17 protein-coding genes are annotated in these 22,536 nt (G+C 73.1%); 3 read left to right on the top strand and 14 right to left on the bottom strand.

Annotated features, from left to right (window positions below):
* Window positions 1-18 precede the first annotated feature (18 nt).
* From ABKW26_RS13705 to ABKW26_RS13690, 4 genes are all read right to left on the bottom strand, one after another.
* Window positions 19-1,068 (bottom strand): hypothetical protein, encoded by a 1,050-nt coding sequence (locus ABKW26_RS13705; protein ID WP_348594334.1) that lies wholly within the window; start codon window positions 1,066-1,068, stop codon window positions 19-21.
* The gene (locus tag ABKW26_RS13700) at window positions 1,065-1,421 is read right to left on the bottom strand and encodes a PadR family transcriptional regulator (protein ID WP_348594333.1); all 357 of its coding nucleotides are present in this window, start codon (window positions 1,419-1,421) and stop codon (window positions 1,065-1,067) included. Before ABKW26_RS13700 ends, ABKW26_RS13705 begins: the two co-directional genes overlap by 4 nt.
* Before the next feature lie 137 nt (window positions 1,422-1,558).
* Window positions 1,559-6,754 carry an SdrD B-like domain-containing protein gene (locus tag ABKW26_RS13695; RefSeq protein WP_348594332.1) on the bottom strand — a complete coding sequence of 1,732 codons (5,196 nt, stop codon included), beginning with the start codon at window positions 6,752-6,754 and terminating at the stop codon, window positions 1,559-1,561.
* 121 nt (window positions 6,755-6,875) lie between these two features.
* Window positions 6,876-9,464, bottom strand: a complete 2,589-nt coding sequence (locus tag ABKW26_RS13690; RefSeq protein ID WP_348594331.1) for a LuxR C-terminal-related transcriptional regulator — start codon at window positions 9,462-9,464, stop codon at window positions 6,876-6,878.
* A gap of 143 nt (window positions 9,465-9,607) precedes the next feature.
* Here ABKW26_RS13690 and ABKW26_RS13685 point away from each other — a divergent pair, with 143 nt between their 5' ends.
* Window positions 9,608-10,132 carry a MarR family transcriptional regulator gene (locus ABKW26_RS13685; RefSeq protein WP_348594330.1) on the top strand — a complete coding sequence of 175 codons (525 nt, stop codon included), beginning with the start codon at window positions 9,608-9,610 and terminating at the stop codon, window positions 10,130-10,132.
* Between the two features lie 53 nt (window positions 10,133-10,185).
* Here the strand turns inward: ABKW26_RS13685 and ABKW26_RS13680 are convergent, their stop codons facing one another.
* The 8 genes from ABKW26_RS13680 to ABKW26_RS13645 form a co-directional block, all read right to left on the bottom strand.
* Window positions 10,186-11,436 (bottom strand): alpha/beta hydrolase, encoded by a 1,251-nt coding sequence (locus tag ABKW26_RS13680; protein ID WP_348594329.1) that lies wholly within the window; start codon window positions 11,434-11,436, stop codon window positions 10,186-10,188.
* 1 nt (window position 11,437) lies between these two features.
* The gene (locus tag ABKW26_RS13675; protein ID WP_348594328.1) at window positions 11,438-12,187 is read right to left on the bottom strand and encodes a hypothetical protein; all 750 of its coding nucleotides are present in this window, start codon (window positions 12,185-12,187) and stop codon (window positions 11,438-11,440) included.
* A gap of 61 nt (window positions 12,188-12,248) precedes the next feature.
* Window positions 12,249-13,118 (bottom strand): ATP-binding cassette domain-containing protein, encoded by an 870-nt coding sequence (locus ABKW26_RS13670; protein ID WP_348594327.1) that lies wholly within the window; start codon window positions 13,116-13,118, stop codon window positions 12,249-12,251.
* Between the two features lie 99 nt (window positions 13,119-13,217).
* On the bottom strand, window positions 13,218-14,267 hold the full coding sequence (gene fepG / locus ABKW26_RS13665; protein WP_348594326.1) for an iron-enterobactin ABC transporter permease: 1,050 nt from the start codon (window positions 14,265-14,267) through the stop codon (window positions 13,218-13,220).
* Entirely contained in the window at window positions 14,264-15,304 is a 1,041-nt protein-coding gene (locus ABKW26_RS13660) for an iron chelate uptake ABC transporter family permease subunit (RefSeq protein WP_348594325.1), read from the bottom strand. The genes fepG and ABKW26_RS13660 overlap by 4 nt, the downstream gene beginning before the upstream one ends.
* Complete coding sequence (locus tag ABKW26_RS13655) at window positions 15,304-16,182, bottom strand: siderophore-interacting protein (RefSeq protein WP_348594324.1); 879 nt, start codon at window positions 16,180-16,182, stop codon at window positions 15,304-15,306. Before ABKW26_RS13655 ends, ABKW26_RS13660 begins: the two co-directional genes overlap by 1 nt.
* Window positions 16,179-17,129 carry an ABC transporter substrate-binding protein gene (locus ABKW26_RS13650; RefSeq protein ID WP_348594323.1) on the bottom strand — a complete coding sequence of 317 codons (951 nt, stop codon included), beginning with the start codon at window positions 17,127-17,129 and terminating at the stop codon, window positions 16,179-16,181. The genes ABKW26_RS13655 and ABKW26_RS13650 overlap by 4 nt, the downstream gene beginning before the upstream one ends.
* 96 nt (window positions 17,130-17,225) lie before the next feature.
* Window positions 17,226-18,017 (bottom strand): AraC family transcriptional regulator, encoded by a 792-nt coding sequence (locus tag ABKW26_RS13645; RefSeq protein WP_348594322.1) that lies wholly within the window; start codon window positions 18,015-18,017, stop codon window positions 17,226-17,228.
* A gap of 54 nt (window positions 18,018-18,071) precedes the next feature.
* Between ABKW26_RS13645 and ABKW26_RS13640 the strand changes: the two genes are divergently transcribed.
* Together ABKW26_RS13640 and ABKW26_RS13635 are read left to right on the top strand one after the other, a co-directional pair.
* The gene (locus ABKW26_RS13640; protein ID WP_348594321.1) at window positions 18,072-19,814 is read left to right on the top strand and encodes an ABC transporter ATP-binding protein; all 1,743 of its coding nucleotides are present in this window, start codon (window positions 18,072-18,074) and stop codon (window positions 19,812-19,814) included.
* The gene (locus ABKW26_RS13635; RefSeq protein WP_348594320.1) at window positions 19,811-21,589 is read left to right on the top strand and encodes an ABC transporter ATP-binding protein; all 1,779 of its coding nucleotides are present in this window, start codon (window positions 19,811-19,813) and stop codon (window positions 21,587-21,589) included. Before ABKW26_RS13640 ends, ABKW26_RS13635 begins: the two co-directional genes overlap by 4 nt.
* Before the next feature lie 9 nt (window positions 21,590-21,598).
* On the opposite strand, the gene ABKW26_RS13630 is transcribed toward ABKW26_RS13635, so the two are convergent.
* Window positions 21,599-22,096, bottom strand: a complete 498-nt coding sequence (locus ABKW26_RS13630; protein WP_348594319.1) for a hypothetical protein — start codon at window positions 22,094-22,096, stop codon at window positions 21,599-21,601.
* A 153-nt stretch (window positions 22,097-22,249) separates the two neighbouring features.
* Window positions 22,250-22,423: a CsbD family protein gene (locus ABKW26_RS13625; protein ID WP_348594318.1), complete on the bottom strand. Its 174-nt coding sequence runs from the start codon at window positions 22,421-22,423 to the stop codon at window positions 22,250-22,252.
* Window positions 22,424-22,536: the final 113 nt, after the last annotated feature.

Genomic DNA, 22,536 nt, shown 5'->3' with positions numbered 1-22,536 from the left:
CCAGGCGTCGGGCCGCGATCAGCCCTTCGGCTGATCGCCCGTCGTCTCCTCGGTGCGCAGCCCCCGCCACGCACCCGCTGCGGCCAGCACGAAGAAGATCAGGCCAGGGACTCGCCAGAACCACGTCCCGCCGAGGTCTCCGTCCATGAGGTCGCGGACGACCCACACCCCCCAGGTCACCGCGACGAAGGTCCAGAACCAGGCGTGCACCCGCTCGCGGCCCAGGCCGGGTCGCGTACTGCTCTCCGACAGGCGGAGCGCGTAGACCTCGGGCGCCCCGAACTCGTCGGCCGGGTGCTCGGTCTGGCTGTCGGCCCAGTGTGCGCGGGCGTCCGCGACGTGGCCGTGCACTGCGGGCAGCCGCATGTAGTAGCGACCGCGCAGGAGGCCTGCGAGATGGTCGAACCAGTCGTCCGGTGCGGCATCCCGCAGCCGTTCGGGGTCGACGGTCCGGTCGCCGGGCGTCGTCTTCATCCCGGCGACGAGCATCCCGATCCCGACGGCGAGCACGAGCACCACGGGCAGGCGGACCAGCGAGGCCCCGGCAGGCAGGGTCACCGACGAGCCCCCGACGGCGAGGCCGACGATGCCGACCGCTCCCCACCACCAGCTGCGCCGCACGTGACCGGCGTGCCGGACGGCCAGGCCGGACAGGGCGGCGACCGAGGCGACCGTCGTGCCGAGCGCCAGCGTCAGACCCGCGCGGGTGAGGTCGACCGTCCAGCCCTGTGCGACGAAGAGGACGACGCTGGCGACACAGATCAGCCAGCCGCCGCCGAGGAGGAGCATCGTCAGCGCGTCCGTCGGCGCGGCGCCGTCGAGGTCCGCCCCGGCACGCCACTCCTCGGGGACCCGGTGGCGGGCGACCTCGGCTGCGTACACGTCGGGTGCGCCGAAGAGCTCTGCGGGCGGCTCGCCCGAGTCGAGGCACGCGAGCCGCGCCTCGGAGAGCGCGGCCTGACCGACCTTCGCCGGGACGTCGTGCGTGAGGTGGAGGCGGAGGAGGACCCTGTCGGCCCATGCCTGGTCGTCGGGCGTGGGCCACGTCGTGTGCGTCTGAGCGTTCATCGTGCGACTCCTCGGTCGTCGTGGGCTGGGGCGAGCAGAGCCGACACCGCGGCGGCGAACGGCTGCCATCCGTCGCGGAGCGAGGCCAGCCGGTCCCGCCCCTCGTCCGTGACCGTGAAGACCTTCCGGCCGGGGCCACCGTCACCTTCCTGCCAGGCCGAGGTCACCGCCCCGTCCTCCTCGAGCCGGTTGAGCACCGGGTAGAGAGCGCCGCCCTTGACGGGCCCGATCCCTGCGGCCTGCAGCCGCTGCGCGACGGCGTAGCCGTGCGCGCTCCCCAGGGCGAGCACCGCGAGCGCGGCCGTCGGGAGGACGCCGCGCTGCCACTCGGGTGGGAGGTCGATCTCGGTCATGCGCCCATCGTGGCACGAACTAGTCGGAAAGTCGACTAGTTCGAACCGCGAATAGACAGCACCGCCACGAGAGAAGGAGACGGGCCCGGGGCTTCTCGCCCCGGGCCCGTCTCCTTCGTCGTTCCGCGCCCTCTCGCCTACACCTCGTCTCCGACCGCGCCCCGGCGACGTCGCACGAGCGCGACGAGCGCCGTACCGCCTGCGAGCAGCAGCGCCATGAGGCCGAGCGCCGTGAGCACCTCGGCACCCGTCACCGGGAGCGACCCGCCGTCGGCCGCCGTCCCGACGGCCGGGGTCCCCGGCTCAGCCGTGGGCGGGACGACGACCGGTCGCAGCACCACGCCGGCATCGAGCGTCGGGTCCACGAACGCCGCGACGAGCGACCTCTTCGCGTAGTCGGCCGCAGCGATCATGTGCGGTCGCGTCGGGTCGAGAGGTCCGAGCGTGAAGACCCCGGACCTCCCGTCGGCGTCCGCGTCGGAGTCGTCCACCGTCGGGTCGGCCCCGTCGAGCGCCCCGGTCGCGAGCGACGGCGTGAACTCGTACATCGCCCGCTGCTGCGCCGTGAGCTCGAAGGTCACGGCGTAGTCCCCGGCAGACAGCCCGTCGAAGACGTAGTCGCCGTGCTCGTCCGTGGTGGTCGTCGCGACGACGGCACGGGTGCCGTCCGTCGCCACGCTCCACAGCGTCACCCCGACCCCCGCGAGCGGAGCCTCGGCGGCACCCTGGAGACCGTCCGCGTCCGCGTCGACCCACACGCGGTCACCCACCGCATACTGCTGGGCGAACGCGACACCCGCCTTGTTCGGCTCGAGGGCCTCGTACAGCAGGGTGCCGTTCGCGTCCGTCGTGACGAACGCGACCATCGAGTTCCACGCGGGCGCGGGCTCCGTGACGCCGGCCGGGAGCGTCGTCCCCGAGCGGGTGCGGTACGTCGCCTGGACGCTCTCACCGGGCTGGAGCGCGGTGTCGAAGTCGAACTGGATCTTCAGGCCGGTGACCGTCGAGAGGTCGGCCGGGGCCGTCGTCGTCCACGCGGACGCCGCGCACCCCGCACCGTACGGGTCGGCGCTGCTGGCGACGCCCGTGAAGGAGCACGTGGCGCCCGGCAGGAGGTACGAGACCGTGGTCGTCGTGCCCGCCGGGACGGCCGACAGGTCGAGGTCACCGAGGTACGTCGGCGCCCAGGTCGATCCGCGCGAGCTGCCGCTGAGCGCTGCGGACGTCCCCATGTCACCCGGGTGCGGCAGCACGTCGACGATCGTCAGCGTGGTGGCAGGCAGGTTCCCCGTGTTCGAGACCCGCAGGCGCCACGTCTCGGTGCCGCCCGGCTGCGTGAGCACGAGGCACGGGACGCGGTAGAAGCCCTCGTCGTCGACGCACTCGGTGGCGTACCGCGTGTTGACCACGCCGGTGAGCGGCCGCCCGGCCACCGCGTCCTCCTGGACGTCCTTGATCCGCATGTACGACTTCCCGGAGAGCACGTCGACCGTGCTCGTCGTGCTGTAGAGCAGGCCCGCGTCAGCGGTGAAGACGAACGAGTTCGTCAGCGTGGTCCCGCCCGCGACACCGGCGCGCACCTGCATCGGCAGGATCACCGTGAACGTCTCACCGGGGAAGAGCTGCGTCCCGGGCGGGAAGGATACGGTCACCGAGGTGCCGTCGTCCGCGGTCGTGACGTCGACCACCTCGGGATCGGTGGAGATCGACGCGGTCGTCGGCGACACCTCGAACGACGCGGCGTCGTACCGGACCGGGTCGTACACGAGCTGCGCACCCGACGCGTCGGCCGGCAGGACGTCCGTGAGGACGGGGTTCTCCATGACGGTCGTGCCCGTGTTCGTCACGGCGAGCCGGAAGCTCACCGTCGCACCCGGGACCACGGCGGCGGTGCCCGGAGACTTCACGACGGTGGCACCCGGCGTGCCGGGGACGACGCGGTACACCGCGGAGGCGGGCGTCGCGTCGACCGTGCGGCCCGGGGCGGTGAGCGACGCGTCGGCGACGTTCGTCACCTCACCGGCCTCGTCCTCGCCCGGGTTGGCGGTCGCGCTCGCGGTGGTCGACTTCTCGCCGCCGGTACGCAGCTCGACGCGCGGTGACGCGGCGAACCGCAGGTGGTAGCCGGTCGTCCCGCTCGAGGAGATGCCGGCGGGCAGGACGGACCCGTCGGTCGTGCTCACCACGAGACGCACGCCGATCACGTCGGCCGCGTCGATCCCGGCGGGCAGGGCCGCCGCCGCCGGAGCGAGAGCGCCGGTGCCGTTGGCGACCGTGAACGGTGCGCCCGCGGTCCAGAGCTCGTCCGTGACGGCGAGGCCGTCACCGAGGGTGCCCGTGCGGTACTCCAGGTGGGCGACCATGCGGCCGCCGACGTTGTTCGTCGTACCCCAGACGGACGTGACGGCCGTGAGGTCGAACGCGTTCCAGAACGTCTCCGCGTCGTCGGTGACCGTCAGGCTCGTCGGCCGCCCCTCGGTGATCGAGGCGACGACGTGGCTCGTCACCGTCCGGTCGGCCTGCGGGCTGTGGACCGTGCCGCTCGTCGTGGAGAGGGACTTCGTCACCGTCGTGCCGAGCGGCTGGTCGTCCGCCGGGTAGACGGGGACCGTCGCGGTCGCGTCGTCGGTGGGCCCGCCGACGATGTCGCCGAGGACCGTGTTGGTCACGGTGACCTCGGAGTCGACGGGCACCCCGGTGCTGCGGACGGTCTCGCGGAGCTGGACGGTGAGGCGGGCGCTGAGGACGCCGCCGTCGACGATGCGCTCCCCGTCGACCGTGACCGTGACGCCGGTCGCGGTCTCGAGCTGCTCCGCCGTGAGGGCGCGGGCCCCGCTGACGGCCGTGGCACCGGTCACGTCATAGAGGTCGTTGCCGTCCTCGCCGTGGACCACGACGCGGGTCGCCGCCGGCGAGACGCCGTCCGGGACGCTGATGGAGTCGATCCGCACGAGGTCGAGGTGCTCGAAGGCCGAGACGTCCGACGCGTCGAGCGGCCCGGGCTCGGTGAGGCGCAGCGTCGAGACCGGGATGCCGGACGTGTTCGTGACGCGCAGGTCGACGGTGGTCGTCGGCCACTCGGCAGCCGGGTCCTCGGGGATGACGAGGTAGCCGGTACCGAACGACTTGGTCGCGGTGACGGAGCGGATGTCCTCCACCGCGGTCCCCGGGCCGAAGGTCAGCTCGTCGGAGTGGGTCCCCTCGCCCTGCAGGCGGGCCGGGCCGACGCCCGGACCGAAGGCGTCGACGGCCACGACGTTCTTGATCGTCGCACCGACGGCGTCCGGGTCGTCGAGACGGAAGAGCACGCGGGCCTCGACGGCGTCGCCGTTCGTCAGGCCGGTGGGCACGAGGCTGTCGTAGACGAAGCGCAGCCCCTCGGCGCCGGCGGGCAGAGCCGTGTCGATGACGGTCTGCGGTCCGTCGAACACCGCGCCCGGTACCGCCGTCCAGACGGACCCGTCCCAGGTCTCGACCGTGAGGCGGGTGTCGGCCGGGACCGTGACGCTCGCGACCTCCGTGGCCGTGAACGCACCCCAGATGTCGGTGCCGCCCGGGCTGTTCGGGCTGTCCTCGACCACGAGCTGCATGACCGGGACGGTCGAGTCGTTGACCTGCGAGGAGAGCGTGCCGAGCATGAGCTGGCCGGCGACGCGCGGGATCGTCTTCGGGGAGAGGTTCTTCGTGGCCGACGCGGCGACCTGCGCGCGCTGGACCGTGAGGGTCGAGCGAGCGAAGGCGGGGTCGGCGTCCTCTCCGTTCTTCGCGCCGTCGACCTGGACCTCGTTGTCGAAGGTCACGGTGGGGACGTCGTCGGTCGTCGGCGGGAACACGGTCGTCGGCGACGCCGTCGCGAGGAAGGCCACCCGGGCCTGCGCGCCGGTCGCGATCGCGCCCGTGTACGTCACCGTGAAGCCGGCCACCGTGCGGCCGACCTCTGGTGCGGGCCACGCAGCACCGTCCGCGACGCTCGCAGGCGTGCCGGTGCCGTCGGTGTAGACGTACGTGAGGGTCGCGTCCGTCGCGCCCTGGGGCCACGCGGCCGAGCCGAGGCGGTCGGTACCGTCGCCGAATCCGGTGAAGACGAGGCGGTCCGTCCCGAACGGGTCGGAGTCCGCCCGGCCGCTCGGCTCGGTGATCGTCAGGGAGTCGAGCGGCTGGTTGGAGGTGTTGGTCGCGGAGAGGGTCACCGAGGTGCTCTCACCGGCGACGACGGTCGCGGGCGAGAAGGTCTTCCCGGCAGTGACGGACAGGGTGAGCGGCATGAGCTGCACGGTCGCGGTCGCGTCGGCGGTCGACTGGCCCGCTGCGGTGACGACGGTCGCGCGGGCGGTGTTGTCGACCGTCGTGGTGACCGCGGTGTCGATCCCCGCACGCTGGACCACGGAGAGCTGCACGGAGCCCGCGGTGCCGCCCGCGACGATGCTGCCGGTGCTCGAGGTGAACTCGACGGCGATGCTCGTGACGTCCTCCGCGGCGACGCCCGCCGGGAGGGACGGGCTCGCCGCGGGAGCGGTCGAGATGCCGTTGGCCGTGACGGTCACCTGGTCGGCGCCCTGCGGGAAGGTCACGGCGCCGAAACCGACGAACGCGACCGTGTCGAACGGGCTCGTGGTCCCGGCCGCGGGGTCGACCACCGTGAGCGAGCTCGCCGGGACGTTCGAGGTGTTGCGGACCGTGAGGCCGATCGTCAGGGGCTCGGTCGAGCCCGCGTCCTGCGTCGCGGCGCTCCAGGTCTTGCCCACCTCGACGGCCGGCACCTCGGGGATCTCGAGCTCGACCGTGTGGTCGCCGGTCTGCGTCGCGGCGCTGCTCGACGTGACCGTGGCGGTGTTCGTCACCTGGTCGGTGTTGTACGAGACGTCCGTGGTCGCGGGCAGCACGGCGGTGACGAGGACGGTGAGGTCCTGGCCGTCACGCAGGCCGGTGAGACCGGGGAACGAGGCGCTCTGCTCCTGGAAGGCGATGTCGAAGCCGTCGGCACGCTCGGTGACGACCGGTGCCCGGTCGTTGCCGACGATCGTGTGACCGGTGTACTCGAACGGGGCCGGCACGGTGTCGGAGAGGACCGCGTCCTCGCAGATGGTCTCGAGACCCTGGCAGGTGACCGCGACGGACCACGTGATGGAGTCGCCCGGGCGCACGACCGTCGTCGTGCTCGTCTTCTCGATGGTGAGCACCGCACCGTCGGCGGCGGTGGCGGGCGCGGGCACGAGACCCGAGAGGACCAGCCCGAGGAGCATCATGAGCACGACGGACAGCCGGGTACGGCTGCGGGCCGGTGCACGGGTGCTGGACGCACGATGACGGGTGGGGACGGCACGGGGGAACATCGACACTCCGGAGCTTGAGGGGAGCCTGGGCGCAGGCACGCAGACACTCCATCAGGCAGCGGCGCGACGGATCGCGGCGTGGGTGTGAAACCCGGGGTGACAACCTCTTCACCCGCTCGGGTCAGTCCGGCTCGACGAGCCCCAGGTAGCCGAGGGTGTGACCTGCCCCGAGGGCGCTCTCCCGGTTGGTGACGCCGAGCTTGCGGTACAGCGACCTCGTCTGGCTCTTCACGGTGTTCACCGAGACGAACAGGTGCCGCGCGAGCACCTCCGAGGAGCCCGCGTGCTCGAGCGCCTCGAGGACGGCGAGCTCGCGGGCGGACAGGTCGATCAGCGGCGCCGTCGGCGCCGGGATCCGCAGGACGGGGCTCGCGTCCACGGCGTCGAGCACGGGCACGATCTCGGGGACGTCTGCCGCGAGGTCCTCGAGCACGTCCCGTGACGCTTCCGCGAACGGGCGCAGCACTCCCGTGTCCGCGAGCGCGAGCGCGCTGCGCAGCGCGTCGACGGCAGCCTCCCGCACGCCGGCGGCGTGCCGTGCGGCCATGTCGACGAGGAGGAGCGTGACGCGCTCGGCGCGGCTCGCGCCCCCACGGAGGAGGCCGGTGGTGGCGGCCGCGGTGGCCTCCACCGGGTCGCCGGCCTGCAGGGCGAGCTGCGCGCGGACGACCGCGTCCCGCGGGAACGGGTAGGCCCGCAGGAGGTTCAGGGCGCGCGTGGGGTTGTCGTCGCGCAGCGTGAGCGACACCTGCGCCTGGGTGACGAGTCGGTAGGCGAGCGCCCCGGGGGTCACGCGTCCGCCGGCGTGGTGGCGGGCGCGGTCGAGGAGCGTGAGTCCGAGGCTCGGGCTCCCCCGGAGGTGCGCGACGGTCGCTGCGGCGATGTCGCGGGCGAACCAGGCCGAGATGCGTGCGGAGCGCTCGTTCTCCTGCGCCGGGACGGCGCTCAGCCACTCGTCGGCGGCCTCGAGGTCGAGCTGCTCGACGGCGACGAGGGCCCGGACGAGGGGCTCGACGGGGTCGACGGTCCGACGCAGCGCGGCCGGGGTCGTCGCGAGCGCCTGCGCGGCGTCGAGCCGGGCGACCGCTGAGGTGGTCTCGCCGTCGAGGGCGTCGACGAGGGCCGCGAACTCGAGGCCGTGGCGGGAGAGGAACTCGAGGTCGGTGCCGCGACCGGACCGGTAGCTGTCGAGGAAGTCTCGGCGTGCCCCGGCCAGGTCCCCGGCCACGAAGCGGACGACCCCGCTCTGCACGAGGAGGAACGGCAGGACGTCGGCGAGCGCGCCGTGCCACCGGCCGTCGGGGCTCTGCACGGTGTCCTGCAGGCGGTCGACGACCTCGAGCGCGTTCTGGAACCGGAAGGCCTGCCGCAGTGCGATCGTGCGGCCGATGGCCGCGCCGGCGAGGTCGCGCACCTCGCTGTCGTCGAGCTCGGCATCCGGCGAGGGCCACGGGATCTCCTGCGTCGCGACGCGGTCGTTCCGGGAGTGGAGGAGGACGTCACGCACGACGAGCAGCCGGGGCACATGCTTGAGGAAGCGTCCGGGGACCCGCGCGAGGACGGTCCGCAGCCGCTGGGGGTGGTGCGCGACGAGCCTCCCCCAGCTGCCGTCCGCGATCGAGAGGACCCCGTCCCAGTCGTCGGTGGCGGCGGCGTGGTGGATCGCGAGCTCTGGGCTGTCGGCGAAGACCTCACGGGCCTTCCGGTGGGCGTCGCGCTCGATGTCCTCGCCACCGGGCACGACCCGTTCCGCGTGGGCGGTGCGCAGTGCGGGGAGGTAGGTGTACCGGCGGGCGCGGCCGTCGAGCACGCTGCGCGCCAGGCCTGCGGTCTCGAGGTGCGCGAGGAGGGTGGCGGAGTCTGTGCGTCCGGTGAGGAGGTCCGCGACGTCGGCCGTCACGCTGTCGACGAACCGGGTGCGGAGGAGGAACTCGTCCGTCTCGGGCGTCTCGCTCCACGCCGACCCCTCGGTGAGGTGCAGCATCGCGACGTCCCAGTCGAACGTGCGGGCTGCGGTGCCGGCGGACCTCGCGGCGTGGGCCGTGAGCAGAGCGCGGGTGGGCGTGGGCCACCCCCAGAGCGCGTCGTGGAGCTCGGCGGCCCGGTCCGGGTCGAGCGGCACGCCGAGGGAGGCGGCGAGCTCGCCGACCGCGGACCGGTCGAGCGCGAGCTGGTCCGGGCCGACGACCACGGCGTCGACGCCGAGCCGGGCGAGCCGCGTCTCGGGCAGCTCCTGGCAGCACAGGACGACGAAGAGGGTCGGGCACTGCTCGACGAGCCGCGCCAGGAGCGCCTCGGCGCCCGGGGCGCTCACCCGGTCGTAGCGGTCGAGGACGACGACGACCCGTGCGCCCTGGTTCCTGACCGCAGCCGCGAGTGCGTCCTGTGCGTCCTGCGCGCCGACGTCTCCTGCGGGGACGGCTCCCCCGAGCTCGCGGAGGAGGTGACGGAGGAGGTCGGTGAGGTCGGAGGTCTCGTGCGGGACGGTGTACCAGCAGCCCACGGCGCCCGTGCCGGCGAGCCACGACGCGACGACCGCCGACTTGCCGTACCCGTGCGGGGCTCGCAGGACCGTGATCGGGTGACCCGCGTCGAGCACGTCGAGGACGGAGGGCGGCACGAGGAGGGAGCGCGGGAGCCGCGGGGTGCCGGGCACACGCGTGGCTGGTCCGTCCGGCGTGCTGGGGCCTGCAGGTGCGGTCGCGCTCACGGTCGTCGTCGCTCCTCGTCGCTCCGTGTCGGGGGGCAACCGTGATGATTGCACGGTCGCGTCCCAGGGCTTCCTCGTGTCCGACCACAGACTGGTTGACCGAGGTTATTTGAATCATCAAGCGAGAGGTCTAGACTAGCGGTATGACGGACGTGCCGATGACCCCGAGCGACACCAGCGAACCGCGCTGGCTGGACGCGCGCGAGACCGAGGCGTGGCTCCAGTTCTCCGAGATCGTCATCCGCATGACGTCCGCGCTCGACACGCAGCTGCAGAACGAGGCCGACCTCAGCTTCTACGAGTACATGGTCCTCGCGATGCTCTCCGAGCAGCCCGAGCGCACCCTCGGCATGGGCAGCCTCGCCCGCCTCACGAGCGGCTCCCTCTCGCGCCTCTCCCACGTCGTCAAGCGTCTCGAGCGCGAAGGGTACGTCGTCCGCGAGGCGAGCGCGCACGACCGCCGGCACACCAACGCGATCCTCACCGACTCCGGCATGGACAAGATCGTCGAGAGCGCCCCCGGGCACGTGGCGCACGTCCGCCACCTCATCTTCGACGCCCTCAGCTGCGACCAGGTCGACGCGCTGCGCGAGATCTCGTCCACCATCAAGGCGCGCATCGACCCGACCGGGGCGTGCAACCTCACGGACGGCGCCCCACGCCCCTGAGCGCACGGGCCGGCGGGACCGGTCAGCCAGCGGCCGACGCAGCGGTGAAGAACCTAGCGACCAGGCAGCACCCGCACCGCCGGGAGCACCCGGTCGACGAGCATGAGAGTCCTGACGATCCGGTCCACGGACATGACCGGCACGTCCGCCGCAGCCGCCGTGATGGCGGCACGTGCGGCCACCACCGCGTCGATGCCGCCCTCGCTCAGCGCCTCGACCACCCGCAGGAAGGCGGCCGGTCGGGTATCGAGCACGCTGTGGCCGACTCCCGGGAGCGGCACGAGCACCCCGTGCGGCGCGCGGTCGACGATCCGCTCTGCGATCACGCGGGGCGTGCGCAGGTCACGCTCCCCGGACAGCACGACGACAGGCCAGGGCGCGGACGGCAGCGCTGCCTCAAGGTCGAGCGTCTCGGACTCGAACGGCGGGAAGCGCGCCGCGAGACCGGCGAAGCCCTCCCCCGGGTCGAACGGCAGGCCGTCGGGCGTCGGGGCGTAGGCCAGCTCACGCATGGCGATGACACCGACGAGGTCGAGCTCCATGACGAACGGCGTGACCTTCTCGACCTCCCGGGACGCCATCGTCTCCAGGCGGCGCCACGCCCGCAGACCGCGCCCCACATGGACCTGGTCGAGGAGCACCTCGAGGGTCCTCGGTCCGCTGAGCTCGTAGACGAGCTGCGCCACGACGCTCGCCCCTGCGGTGGTCACCACGCCGTCGCGCACGAGCGTCCGCAGCTTGGCCGCGACGCGCCGCGTCTCCTCGACGTGCCCCCACCAGAGTGTCTGTCGCGTCGTGCGGCGGACCGTGTGCCGGTCGTCGGCGCTGAGCATCGCCGAGTCGAGGACGAGTCCTGCGACGCGGTCGGGGTGCCGCGCACCGAGCGCCTGGGCCACGTAGCTCCCGTACGACGAGCCGTAGACGACAGCCGCCCCGATCCCTTCGGCGTCGAGCACCGCGACGACGTCCTCGACGACGTCCGTGACCGTGAGCGCCGATGCCGGGAGGTCGTGACCGTCCACGTCGGTCCGTGACATCCCCACACCGCGGTGCTCCACCATGAGGACGTCGGCGCCGAGCGCCTCCGCCCGGGCGCGCAGCCGCGCGTACGGCACGACCGACGCGAGACCGGGGCCACCGGGCACGACGACGACGGTCGGCCCGCGCCGGGTACCGCCGGTCCGGACGTAGGCGAGGTCGAACGCCGGGCATCCCGCGTCGGCGGGCCGCCGGACGCTCCGCACACCGGGGAGCGTGAGCAGCTTCTCCCGGTGCCTCGCGCGGGACGCGACGCCGTCCGCCACGCTACGTGCTCCGGACGAGGCCGGAGCCGAGCAGCGCGGCCGTGACCGCCTCGACGTCCTCGGCGCTGGCCGACTCGATCATCGAGAAGGTCGCAAAGAGGTCCTCGCCCTCCCCGCTGACGAAGACGTACCCGCCGACGGACGGGAGGAACTGCTGGATGTAGTCGTCGTCGCCGTCCGAGACGTCGTCCCGGCGGCCGTCCCCCGCGAGCGCGGCGACGGACGCGGCGACGGACTCTTGGGTGAGGCCGGGCGCACCGGCGAAGCCCCGGTGCTGCTGGCCGCGCGCCGTCTCGAACGTCGGCGGCTGCGGCAGCGGGGGTGTGAGCGTCCCGGACGTGAGGAGCCACGCGAGGACCTCGCGCAGGTCGTTGGGGAAGGCGTAGATCCGCGTCTCCTCGCGCGGGAGGACGAGGAGGCGGTCGGTGTCCGGGTGGACGAACACCTCGTCGCCGCAGAGCGTGTCCGCGACGACGACGGCGGTCGCGAGGTCGTCACGCGTGGCGACGGCCGCGCCGTCGTCCCAGAAGTAGCACTCCTGCACGCGGTCCTGCACGGACTCGTACTCGGCTAGCACGCGGGCCGGCGGGTACACGCGGACGTAGCCCGAGCACACGCCCTCGCCAAGCTCCGTCACGTACTCGCGATACCCCACAGGCGTGCGGCCGCCGAGGAGCTCGTCGAGCGCCTCGACCTCGGAGGGCTCGACCTGCGACACCAGCCGGTCCACGCGGTACACGTCCTCGAACATGGCAACGACGCTAGCAAGGCACCCGGTCCGCCGCACCATCACCGGGCGCGCCCGGCGACCGTCACGCGCTCGCGGGGCGCCTCCTGCCGAGCGGGACCACGAGCGGCGTCCCGGTCACCGGGTCGTCGACGACCATGCACCGCAGCCCGAAGACGTCCTCGACGAGCTCGGCCGTGACGACGTCCACAGGTGCGCCCTGCGCGACGACGGCGCCGTCCTTCATCGCGACGAGGTGGGTCGCGTACCGGCACGCGTGGTTGAGGTCGTGCAGCACCGCGACGAGCGTGTTCCCACGGCTGTTGAGGTCGCCGAAGAGCTCGAGCAGCTCGATCTGGTGGGCGATGTCGAGGAAGGTCGTCGGCTCGTCGAGCAGCAGGATCGGGGTCTCCTGCGCGAGGACCATCGCGACCCACACGCGCTGGCGCTGGCCGCCCGACAGCTCGTCGACGAGCCGGCCCGAGAGCCCCGTCACCTGCGTGGCGGCGAGCGCGCGCACGACGGCCGCCTCGTCCTCGACCGACCACTGGCGCAGGAGCTTCTGGTGCGGGTAGCGGCCGCGGGCGACGAGGTCGGCGACGGTGATGCCGTCGGGCGCGACGGACGTCTGAGGCAGCAGGCCGAGGCGCCGGGCCACCTCCTTCGCCTTGTACGTGCCGATCGCCTGGCCGTCGAGGACCACCTGCCCCGCCGACGGCGTGAGGAGGCGCGAGAGCGCGCGCAGCAGGGTCGACTTGCCGCACGCGTTCGGCCCGACGATGACGGTGAAGGAGCCGTCCGGGATCTCCACGGTCAGCCCGCGCGAGACGGGGTGCTCGGCGTAGCCGACCGTGATGTCGTCGGCCCGCAGCCGTGCGCGCGTGGGGGCGCCGTCCGGACCGGGCTCCTGGGGCGGGATCGCCGGGGCGGTGGCGTGGAGCACGTCGGACGTCATCGGGGCTGTCGCTCTCTGCAGTGTCGGGACGGGCGAGTCGGGGAGGGCTGGGGACGGTGTCGCGCGGCGGGTCATGGGCTTCGGATCATGGGCTTCGGGTCATTGGCGTCGGGCCTCACGGGCCAGCAGCCACACGAGGTAGCAGCCGCCGATGCTCACGGTGACGACGCCGACAGGCAGCTGGGTAGGGGCGAACACGCGTTGCGCGGCGAGGTCGCTCACGACGAGGAGCAGCGCGCCGAGGACGGCGGAGGGCGCCATGGCGACGGAGGGGCTGCGCGTGAGGCGCCGAGCGAGCTGGGGCGCTGCGAGGGAGACGAACGCGATCGGTCCGGCCGCGGCGGTGACGAGCGCGGTGAGCGCGACGCCGACGACGAGCATGACGAGCCGCGTCGGCTCGGTGCGGACGCCGAGCGCCTGCGCGGCGTCGTCGCCCATCTCGAGGATGCCCGTGCGGCGGCTGAGGACCACGAGGACGGGCAGGAGGACGAGAAGGATGACGGCCACGGGCCTGACCTGCGCCCACGACAGACCGTTGAGCGACCCCGCACCCCAGGTCGCGGCGCTCATGGCGAGCTCGAGGTCCGCCTTGATGATGAGCCACGTGTTGACGGAGGACAGGACGGCGCTGATCCCGATGCCGACGATGATGAGCCGGAAGCCCTGCACCCCGCCGCGGAACGCGAGCAGGTAGACGAGGCCGGCAGTGACGAGGCCGCCGACCATCGCGCCGGCCGCGATGTCATAGTACGAGCCCCCGAGCAGGAGGATGACGACGAGCGCCCCGGTGTAGGCACCGGTGTTGAAGCCGATGATGTCCGGGCTGCCGAGGGGGTTGCGGGTCATGGACTGGAAGATCGCGCCGCTCACGCCGAGGGCGGCGCCGAGCAGGAGCGCGAGCAGGACGCGCGGCAGGCGCCAGTCGACGACGACCATCCGGACCACCGAGGTGGTCTCGCCGACGAGCGCCCGGACCACGTCGGGGACGCGGACCGCGTAGTCGCCGACGCCGAGGGCGACGAGACCGACCGCGAGCGCTGCCGCGGTGAGGACGGTGAGGACGACGACCGTGCGGACGTCGAGGCGGCCGGAGAGGCGACCGCGGGCGAGGCGCACGGTGATCGTGGGGCGTCCGAGGTCGAGGCTCACAGCCCGCTCACCTTCCGTCGGCGGACGAGCCAGATGAGGACGGGGGCGCCGACGAACGCGGTGACGATCCCGACCTGGAGCTCGGCGGGGCGCAGCACCACGCGGCCGATCACGTCGGAGACGAGGAGGAGCACGGGAGCCATGGCGAGCGTGTAGGGCATGATCCACCGCTGGTCGGGGCCGACGAACCACCGGGCGACGTGCGGGACCATGAGCCCGACGAAGCCGATCGGGCCGGCCGCCGCGGTGGCCGCGCCGCAGAGCAGCGTCACCCCGACGACGACCCACGCGCGCGTCCGGCCGAGGTTCGCGCCGAGCGAGCTGGCGAGGTCGTCGCCGAGGGCGACCGCGTTGAGCGGGCGGGCGACGAGGAGGACGACGGCCGTCCCGGCGAGGATGAACGGGGTCACGGTGCCGACCATCTCCCACGTGCGGTTGCTCAGGGAGCCGGCGCCCCAGTAGCGCATGGCGTCGAAGACCTGGGGGTCGAGGAGCGTGATGCCGGAGGAGACGCCGCCGAGGACGGCGCCGATGGCGATGCCCGCGAGGGTCAGGCGCACCGGTGTGGTCCCGCCGCGTCCCATGGACCCGATGACGTAGACGACCACCGTCGTGACGATCACGCCGAGGAACGCGAACCAGATGTACTCCTCGATCTCCACGACACCGAAGACTGCGACGCCGACGACCACGGCGAAGCCCGCCCCGGCGTTGACCCCGAGGATGCCGGGGTCGGCGAGCGGGTTGCGCGTGAGCGCCTGGATCATCGCGCCGGAGAGCCCGAGGGCGATGCCGACGAGCAGCCCGAGGACGGTCCGCGGTGCCCGCATCTCGCGCACGACGACGTCGTCGGTCGACCCGTCGGGCGCGAAGAGTGCCGAGAGCACGTTGGTGAAGGGGACGGTCTTCGCGCCGACGGCCAGGCTGAGGAGCAGCGCGAGCGCGAGCGCCCCGACGAGGACGAGCAGCCACAGGCTCCTCGTCGCATTGTTGTGCGCGACGCCCGAGGGTGTTGTCGCGACGGTCGTGCTCGCCACTAGAGGCCGAGGGACTCGAGCGTGGCGAAGTACTCGTCCTCGATCTCCTCGACGGCCCGCCCCTCGTCGGCCCAGAGGGTGGCGAGCCACTCCTTGGTGGCCGGGTCGAGGTTGTCCCAGCGCTCGGTCCACTGCTCGGCCTTGTCGGTCCAGTACCCGATGGTCTTGTACGCGGTCGCGGGCAGGTGGCGCTCGTGCCGGAGGTAGGAGCGCACGGTGCGCATGACCTTGGCCTCGCCGGCGAACCAGACGTACCCGACGCCGTCGGGCAGGTCGATGCTCCGGAGCACCTCGTCGAGCCGTGACCGGCTGTGCCCGTTGCCGCCGTGCACCCAGGCGACGTCGACGTCCGGGTGGGCTGCGAGGTCCTGGTGGTGCGACTCGTCGGGCACCTCGATGACGACGCGCGTGCGCACGCCGACCGGTGCCTGCTCGACGAGCCGGGCGACCGCGGGGAGCCCGGTCGCGTCGGCGAGCAGCACCTGCCACTCGAGGTCCGCCGGCGGGTTGTAGAGCCCGCTCGGCGAGTTCAGCCCGACGACGTCCCCGACCTGCGCGTGCTGCGCCCAGGTCGCGGCGACGCCGCCGTCGTGGACGACGAAGTCGATCGTCAGGGTCCCGGCGCGGGTGTCGACCGCGCGGACCGTGTACGTCCGCATCGGCGACGGCGTGACGCCCTCGGGGTAGTCCCAGCTGTCCGTCGTGGCGAACGGCAGGACGGGCTCCCGCTCCCCCACGGCCGGCAGGAAGACACGCAGGTACTCGTCGCCGACGCCCGTCGTGGTGAAGTCCGCGACGTCGTCGCCGCCGAGGAGGATGCGGATCATCCCCGCGGTGAGGCGCTCGGTGCCGACGACCTCGGCTCGGTAGATCCTCACGGCAGGAGCGCCTTCTCGACCTCTTCGAGGAACGCGTACTGGCCCGACGGCGATCCGTAGATCATCTCCAGGTCGCTCGTGAAGATCTGCCCTTCGACGACGACGGGCAGCTGCTCCCAGAGGGCGTTGCCGGCGAGGTCGGCGAACGCGTCGCCGAGGGTGCCGTCGGTCTCGGGGCTCATCGAGGTGAAGATCGCGTCGACGTCCGCGAGCCGGCCGACCTCCTCGAAGCTGAGGGAGGTGCCCTCACCGTCGGAGAGCGGGGAGATCTCGAGCCCGAGGTCGGCGAAGACGAGGCACGGGGTGCCGTAGCAGGAGACGCTGACCTGTCCGTCGGTGATGCCGGCCGACGCGACGACCGGCGCGAGTCCGGCCTCGTCGAGTCGCGCGGTGATGTCGTCGACCTTCGCCTGGTACTTCTCGGTCCAGGCGTCGTGCTCGGCCGTGCGGTCGAAGGCTTCGGCGACCGCCTCGAACTTCGTCCGCCAGTCGCTGCCGTCGAAGCCGTTGAACGAGTAGGTGGGGGCGATCTCGGCGAGCCGGGTGCCGATGCCCTCGTCGTAGCCGAGGCCGTTGAGGATGACGTCGGGCTCGGCGGCGAGGATGGACTCGTAGGAGAACTCGGGGTAGTTCGTGAACGGGGTGATGCCCTCGAGCGCCTCCTGGTCGAAGAACCACGGGAAGGTCGAGTAGCCGTCGTCACGGATCGGCTGGCTGGAGGCGAGCGGGATGCCGAGCGTGACGAGCATGTCGAGGTCGGTCGTGTACATGCCGAGCGCGGCCTGCGGGTCGGTCGGCAGGGAGACGTCGCCGAACTCCGTGGTGACCGTACGGGTCTCGGTGATCTCCTCGGCCGCGTCGCCGGAGGACGAGCAGGCGGCAAGGAGGAGCGCGGCGGTGGTGGTCGCTGCGAGCGCAGCGAGGTGACGGGGGGTGGGGCGGGTCATGGTCGTCCTCAGGTCGGGTGCGGCCCGCGGCTCGAAGCACGCCGGGCTAGTTAGGCATACCTACCCTAACCTCGGCGATCGGGCCTGGACCGCCCGTCACTCCCCCGGACCGGCCAAGGAATGTCCCGGACCGGCCCGCACGGACGACACGTACCAGCCAGGGGTGTGCCCGAGCACCCGGCGGAAGGACTGGACGAACGCGCTCGGCGTCGCATACCCGACCCGCCGGCTCACCACACCCACCGGGAGGCCCGCCGAGAGCAGGCCGAGCGCGACACGGATGCGCGCGTGGATCCGCCACTGCGCGAAGGTCATGCCCGTCTCGCGGTGGAACAGCCGCGAGAGGTTCCGGACGCTCACCGCGACCTCGCGCCCCCACTCCTCGAGGGAGCGGTCGTCGGAGGGGTCGTCGAGCAGGCTCCGGGCGATCCGGGCGAGCCGCGGGTCGTCGGGCATCGGCAGGACCATGGGACCGACGTCCACGGGCTCGAGCAGCTCGACGACGAGCTGCTCAGCGTGTGCCCGCACCCGCGGCTCCATGCCACGAGCCGCGAGGTGCACGAGCAGCTCACGCACCACCGGCGGGATCGCGACGGCCGTGGTCCGCCCCGCGAGAGAACCGTCGACGACCGCGTCGACATACGTGCAGTAGAAGCCGGTGCCGTCCGCCGACTGCACCGCATGGGTCACCCCCGCCGGGATCCACAGCCCCAGCGTCGCGGGGACGGCGAAGAAGCCGTCCGTCGTCTCGACGGTGAGCACGCCCCGCGTCCCCCACAGGAGCTCGTGGACGACGTGGCTGTGGGGCGCCCACCGGTCCGGAGCACCCGGAGGGAAGTGCGAGGTGCTCACCCTGGCGACCTCGATGACCTGGCCTCTGGACGACATGACCTGGCAGGCTATCCCATCGAGGCCACCTCCGGTAAGGCTTACCTTAGGAACATGCCCTTCCCTCCCACGGCTCCCGCACGCCCCGACGCGCGCGGCTGGACCCCCGCCGCACTCTCTCGGCACGCGCTCCTCACGTCCCGTCGCTGGGTCCTGCTCGCCGTCGCGACCGCGGGCTTCGCGCTGCACCAGGTGTGCGAGTCGCTCGTGCCCGTGATCATCGGTGTCGTCGTCGACGACGCTCTCGTCCCGCGCGACGCGCGTGCGCTGACCGTCTGGCTCGTGCTGCTCGCCGCCCTCTTCGTGATCCTCTCGCTCTCCTGGCGCACGGGCATGCGCGCCGCCGTCCGGGCCTTCTCCTTCGGCGCGCACGACCTCCGGCACCTCGTCGTCGACCGCACCCTCGACCCCCACGGGATGCGCAGCCCCCGTGCCACCGGAGAGGTCCTCGCCGTCGCGACGTCGGACACCTCGCGCGTGGCCGGGCTCGTGTGGACGGTCTCGCGCGGCGTCGCCTGCCTCGCCGCAGTCCTCACCACCGCGGTCGCCCTGCTCGTGGTCTCCGTACCGCTCGGCGTCGCGGTGCTCGTCGCGACCCCCGTGGTCCTCCTCGCCATGCACCGCGTCTCCGTCCCGCTCGAGGCACGCAGCAGCCACGAGCAGGCGACGGCGGCGGGGGCCGGGGCGCTGGCCACGGACTTCGTCACCGGCCTGCGGGTGCTCAAGGGCCTCGGCGCCGAGGACGCCGCGACCGAGCGGTACCGCGGCGCGAGCCGGCTGTCGCTCGCAGCAGGCCTGCGCGCGGCGCGGTCCACAGCGGCCTACTCCGCGGTGAGCACGGTCCTCTCGACGACCTTCCTCGCAGGGATCGCCTTCGCCTCCGCGTGGATGGCGCTGCGCGGCAGCATCACGACCGGCCAGCTCGTCACCGTCGTGGGCCTCGCGCAGCTCGTGCAGGGGCCGATGGCCGAGCTCGGGCACCTCGGCGTCGACCTCGCGCAGAAGCGAGCGTCCGCGCGACGCGTGGCCGACATCCTCGCCGAACCCAGGATCCTCGAGCCCGTCGAGGCGCACGAGGTGCACACGACCGCGGCCCAGACCCCGCCGGGACTGGGGCCGCTACCGCTCGTGACGCTCGTCCAGAGCGGTGTCGAGGTGCGCACGGGAGAGGTCGTCGGCCTCGTCGTCCCGGACGCGCGACAAGCCTCCGAGCTGGTCGACGTCCTCGGCTTCCGGGCCGTCGCCGCACCGGGGACGGTCCTCCTCGGAGGCGAGGACATCGCGGGGACGAGCCCCGCGAAGGGTCGGTCCCTCGTCTTCGCCCCTCCGCGCGACTCGGCGGTCTTCGCCGCGAGCGTCCGCGAGAACCTCGCCGGCGTCCCGGTACCCGGCGTCGGCGACGCTCTCCCGGCTCTCGACCCCCGCGCGACAGCGGCCTCCGGGGTCGACGAGGTGCTCGCGCACCTGCCGGCCGGCGTCGACAGCCCGCTCGCCGCACGCGGCACCAACCTCTCGGGCGGGCAGCGCCAGCGGGTCCTGCTCGGGCGCGCGCTCCACCGACCACAGCCCGTCCTCGTCCTGCTCGAGCCCACCACGGCGGTCGACACCGTCACGGAGGCCGCGATCGCTGCCGGGCTCCGCGCGTTCCCCGAGAAGGCCGTCGTCCTCGTGACGACGAGCCCCACCCTCCTCGCGGCCTGCGACCGTGTGGCGCTCCTCGCCGACGACGCGGTCGTCCACGGGACGCACCACGAGCTCGCGGCGCACGCCACCTACGCCGAGGCGGTGACCGCATGACGCACCCTCCCGTCGCTCCCGTGCAGCACACGCTCCTGCCCGTCGCCTCGACCGCCCGCACCCGTTCGGGCACGTGGCACCTCCTCGCTCGCCGCCCGTGGCGCCTCGCGGGCACGGTCGCCGTCCTGCTCGCCGGGACCGTCGCGTCGCTCGCGACCCCGGCGATCCTCGGGCTCGTGGTCAACCTCGTGCTCGACGACCGCCCCGTCGCCGACCTCGCCTGGGCCGCCGGCGCGCTCCTCGTCGCCGGCGGTCTCGGTGCCGCGCTCGGCTACGTCGGCCAGACGATGCTCGCTGTCCTCTGCGAGACGGCGCTGGCCGACCTGCGCGAGGACGTCTTCCGCGCAGCGGTCGAGCAGCCGGCAGCGCGCATCGAGGCGGCCGGGACGGGGGACGTCGTGTCCCGCGTGTCCGGCGACGTCGAGGCCGTCGGCGAGGCGATCTCGGGAGTCCTGCCCGCCTTCACGTCCGCGGCGTTCACGATCCTCCTCACCCTCGTCGGGCTCGGGGTCGTGGACTGGCACTTCGCCGTCGCGGCCCTCGTGGCGGCCCCCGTCCAGGTGCTGACCCTGCGCTGGTTCCTGCGCCGGTCCGGGCCCGTCTACCAGCAGGTGCGTACGGCCGAGGCGGAGCGTGCCGAGCAGATCATCGAGACCGTGAGCAGCACGGGCACCATCGCCGCGCTCGACCTCGGTCGCCACCACGCGGGCCTGGTCGACGACGCGTCGACGCGCGCGATCCGCTGGTCCCTCGACGGGACCGCCCTGCTCACACGCTTCTTCAACGGCCTCAACCTCGCCGAGCTCCTCGGCCTCGCGACCGTCCTCGCAGCGGGCTTCTGGCTCGTGGCGACCGACGTCGTCACCGTCGGTGCAGCGACCGCCGCCGCGCTCTACTTCCACCGGCTCTTCGACCCGGTCGGCACCGTCCTCGCCGAGTTCGACGAGCTCCAGAAGGCGGCCGCCGGCCTCAGCCGTCTCTTCGGTCTCCTCGACGCACCCTCCGCTGCGACCGGATCACCGCGCACAGCCACCGGCGACGTCCGGGACGACCCGCGATCCGTGCACCTCGACGGGGTGTCCTTCTCCTACGGGGGACGCCCCGTCCTCCACGACGTGCACCTCACGCTCGCGCCGGGCGAGCACGTCGCCGTCGTGGGGGCCTCGGGTGCGGGGAAGACGACGCTGGCAAAGATCGTCCTCGGCCTCCACGCGCCGTCGAGCGGGACGGTGACCGTCGCCGGCATCGACGTCGCCGCCGAGGGGCCCGCCGGTCTCCGCGGCCGCGTGGGCATGGTGTCGCAGGAGGTCCACGTGTTCTCGGGGAGCATCGCGCAGGACCTGCGGCTCGCTGACCCGGCAGCGGACGACGCAGCGCTCGCCGAGGCCGTGCGCCGGGTCGGGGCCGGCTGGGTGCACGCGCTCGACGACGGCATCGACACCGCTGTCGGCGACGGCGGCCACCCCCTCGCGCCCGAGCAGGCGCAGCAGCTCGCGCTCGCCCGGCTGCTCCTCGTCGACCCGCTCGTCGCCGTCCTCGACGAGGCGACGGCCGAGGCGGGGACCGGCTCGGCGCAGGCCCTCGACGCCGCAGCACGGGAGGTCCTCGCGGGGCGGACCTCTCTCGTCATCGCCCACCGGCTGTCGCAGGCCGTCGTCGCGGACCGCGTGGTGGTCATGGCCGCCGGGCGCGTCGTCGAGGACGGCACCCACGACGAGCTCGTCCGGGCAGGCGGCACCTATGCCGCACTCTGGGAGGCGTGGGCGACGCGGTAGGAGGCCAGGTCAGATGACGAGCGCGCGCTTGCGCACGAGGGTGAGGAGCCGGTCGACCGTCTCGTACTGCCGCTCCGCCTGGGCGATCCACGCGTCGAGCCGGTCGACGTCGACCTGCACCTCGGCGTCGGGGCCGACGGCGTAGACCCGGAGGGTCTGCCAGCCGCTCTCCTTGCCGCGCAGCGCGCTGCGCAGGATCTCGAGCTCGAGCAGCGCGCTGAGCGGCGAGGTTCGCGAGACGCGGCCGTTCGGCTTGAGGCGGGCGATGTGTTCACCGAGGGCCGCGCCGACCACCTTGTACGTGCTGACGCCGAGCCCGAGGCGCTCGATCTGGGCTGTGAGCCAGGCACGCTCCTCGACGAGCTCGTCCGCGATCTGCTTCAGCGGCTCCCCCAGCGGCGTGCCGCCGTAGACCTCGGACATCCGTCGTACGCGGTGGACCCCGCCCGTCGCACCGGCGAGGTGGTCGTTCATGTACACGGACAAGAGCTTGAGGTCTACGGACACGAGAGTCTCCTGCGGGCTGTCACGTGCGGTGAGGTGCTGGTGAGGTGTTCAGGTGTCGTGCGGGTGAGCCGTCGGACGCGAGAAGGCCCGCGCCGTCGGTGCTCCCGACAGGCGCGGGCCGCGCGTGCAGCGTCGGCTGTCGACCGTGCAGCGTCAGTTCTTGAAGGCGTCCTTGACCTTCTCGCCGGCCTGCTTGAGCGACGCGGCGGACTGGTCGCCCTTGCCCTCTGCCTCGAGCTGCTCGTCGCCGGTCGCGGAGCCCGTGGCTTCCTTGGCCTTTCCGCCGACGTTCTCGGCGGTGTTCTTGAGCTTGTCGTCGAGTCCCATGAGTCCTCCTGTCAGTCCGGCATCTGTCTCGTCGACGGTACGTCGGAGGGCTCTGGGGTGCATCTCGAGCACCGTGGGGACGGCGGGGCAGACCCGTCGACCGGGGGGTCGGG

The sequence above is a fragment of the Sanguibacter sp. 25GB23B1 genome (assembly GCF_040012415.1).
In the GTDB taxonomy this organism is placed as follows: Bacteria; Actinomycetota; Actinomycetes; order Actinomycetales; family Cellulomonadaceae; genus Sanguibacter.
The sequence above is the reverse complement of the archived record's forward strand: the minus strand, read 5'-3'. Positions and strand labels throughout refer to the sequence as shown.

What these genes read in the sequence shown, in the direction of transcription:
- ABKW26_RS13695 (WP_348594332.1), bottom strand. Translation starts at nt 6,754, where the DNA reads ATGTTCCCCCGTGCCGTCCCCACCCGTCATCGTGCGTCCAGCACCCGT.
- ABKW26_RS13700 (WP_348594333.1), bottom strand. Translation starts at nt 1,421, where the DNA reads ATGACCGAGATCGACCTCCCACCCGAGTGGCAGCGCGGCGTCCTCCCG.
- ABKW26_RS13650 (WP_348594323.1), bottom strand. Translation starts at nt 17,129, where the DNA reads ATGACCCGCCCCACCCCCCGTCACCTCGCTGCGCTCGCAGCGACCACC.
- ABKW26_RS13705 (WP_348594334.1), bottom strand. Translation starts at nt 1,068, where the DNA reads ATGAACGCTCAGACGCACACGACGTGGCCCACGCCCGACGACCAGGCA.
- ABKW26_RS13675 (WP_348594328.1), bottom strand. Translation starts at nt 12,187, where the DNA reads ATGTTCGAGGACGTGTACCGCGTGGACCGGCTGGTGTCGCAGGTCGAG.
- ABKW26_RS13645 (WP_348594322.1), bottom strand. Translation starts at nt 18,017, where the DNA reads ATGTCGTCCAGAGGCCAGGTCATCGAGGTCGCCAGGGTGAGCACCTCG.
- ABKW26_RS13685 (WP_348594330.1), top strand. Translation starts at nt 9,608, where the DNA reads ATGACGGACGTGCCGATGACCCCGAGCGACACCAGCGAACCGCGCTGG.
- ABKW26_RS13670 (WP_348594327.1), bottom strand. Translation starts at nt 13,118, where the DNA reads ATGACGTCCGACGTGCTCCACGCCACCGCCCCGGCGATCCCGCCCCAG.
- ABKW26_RS13640 (WP_348594321.1), top strand. Translation starts at nt 18,072, where the DNA reads ATGCCCTTCCCTCCCACGGCTCCCGCACGCCCCGACGCGCGCGGCTGG.
- ABKW26_RS13625 (WP_348594318.1), bottom strand. Translation starts at nt 22,423, where the DNA reads ATGGGACTCGACGACAAGCTCAAGAACACCGCCGAGAACGTCGGCGGA.
- ABKW26_RS13635 (WP_348594320.1), top strand. Translation starts at nt 19,811, where the DNA reads ATGACGCACCCTCCCGTCGCTCCCGTGCAGCACACGCTCCTGCCCGTC.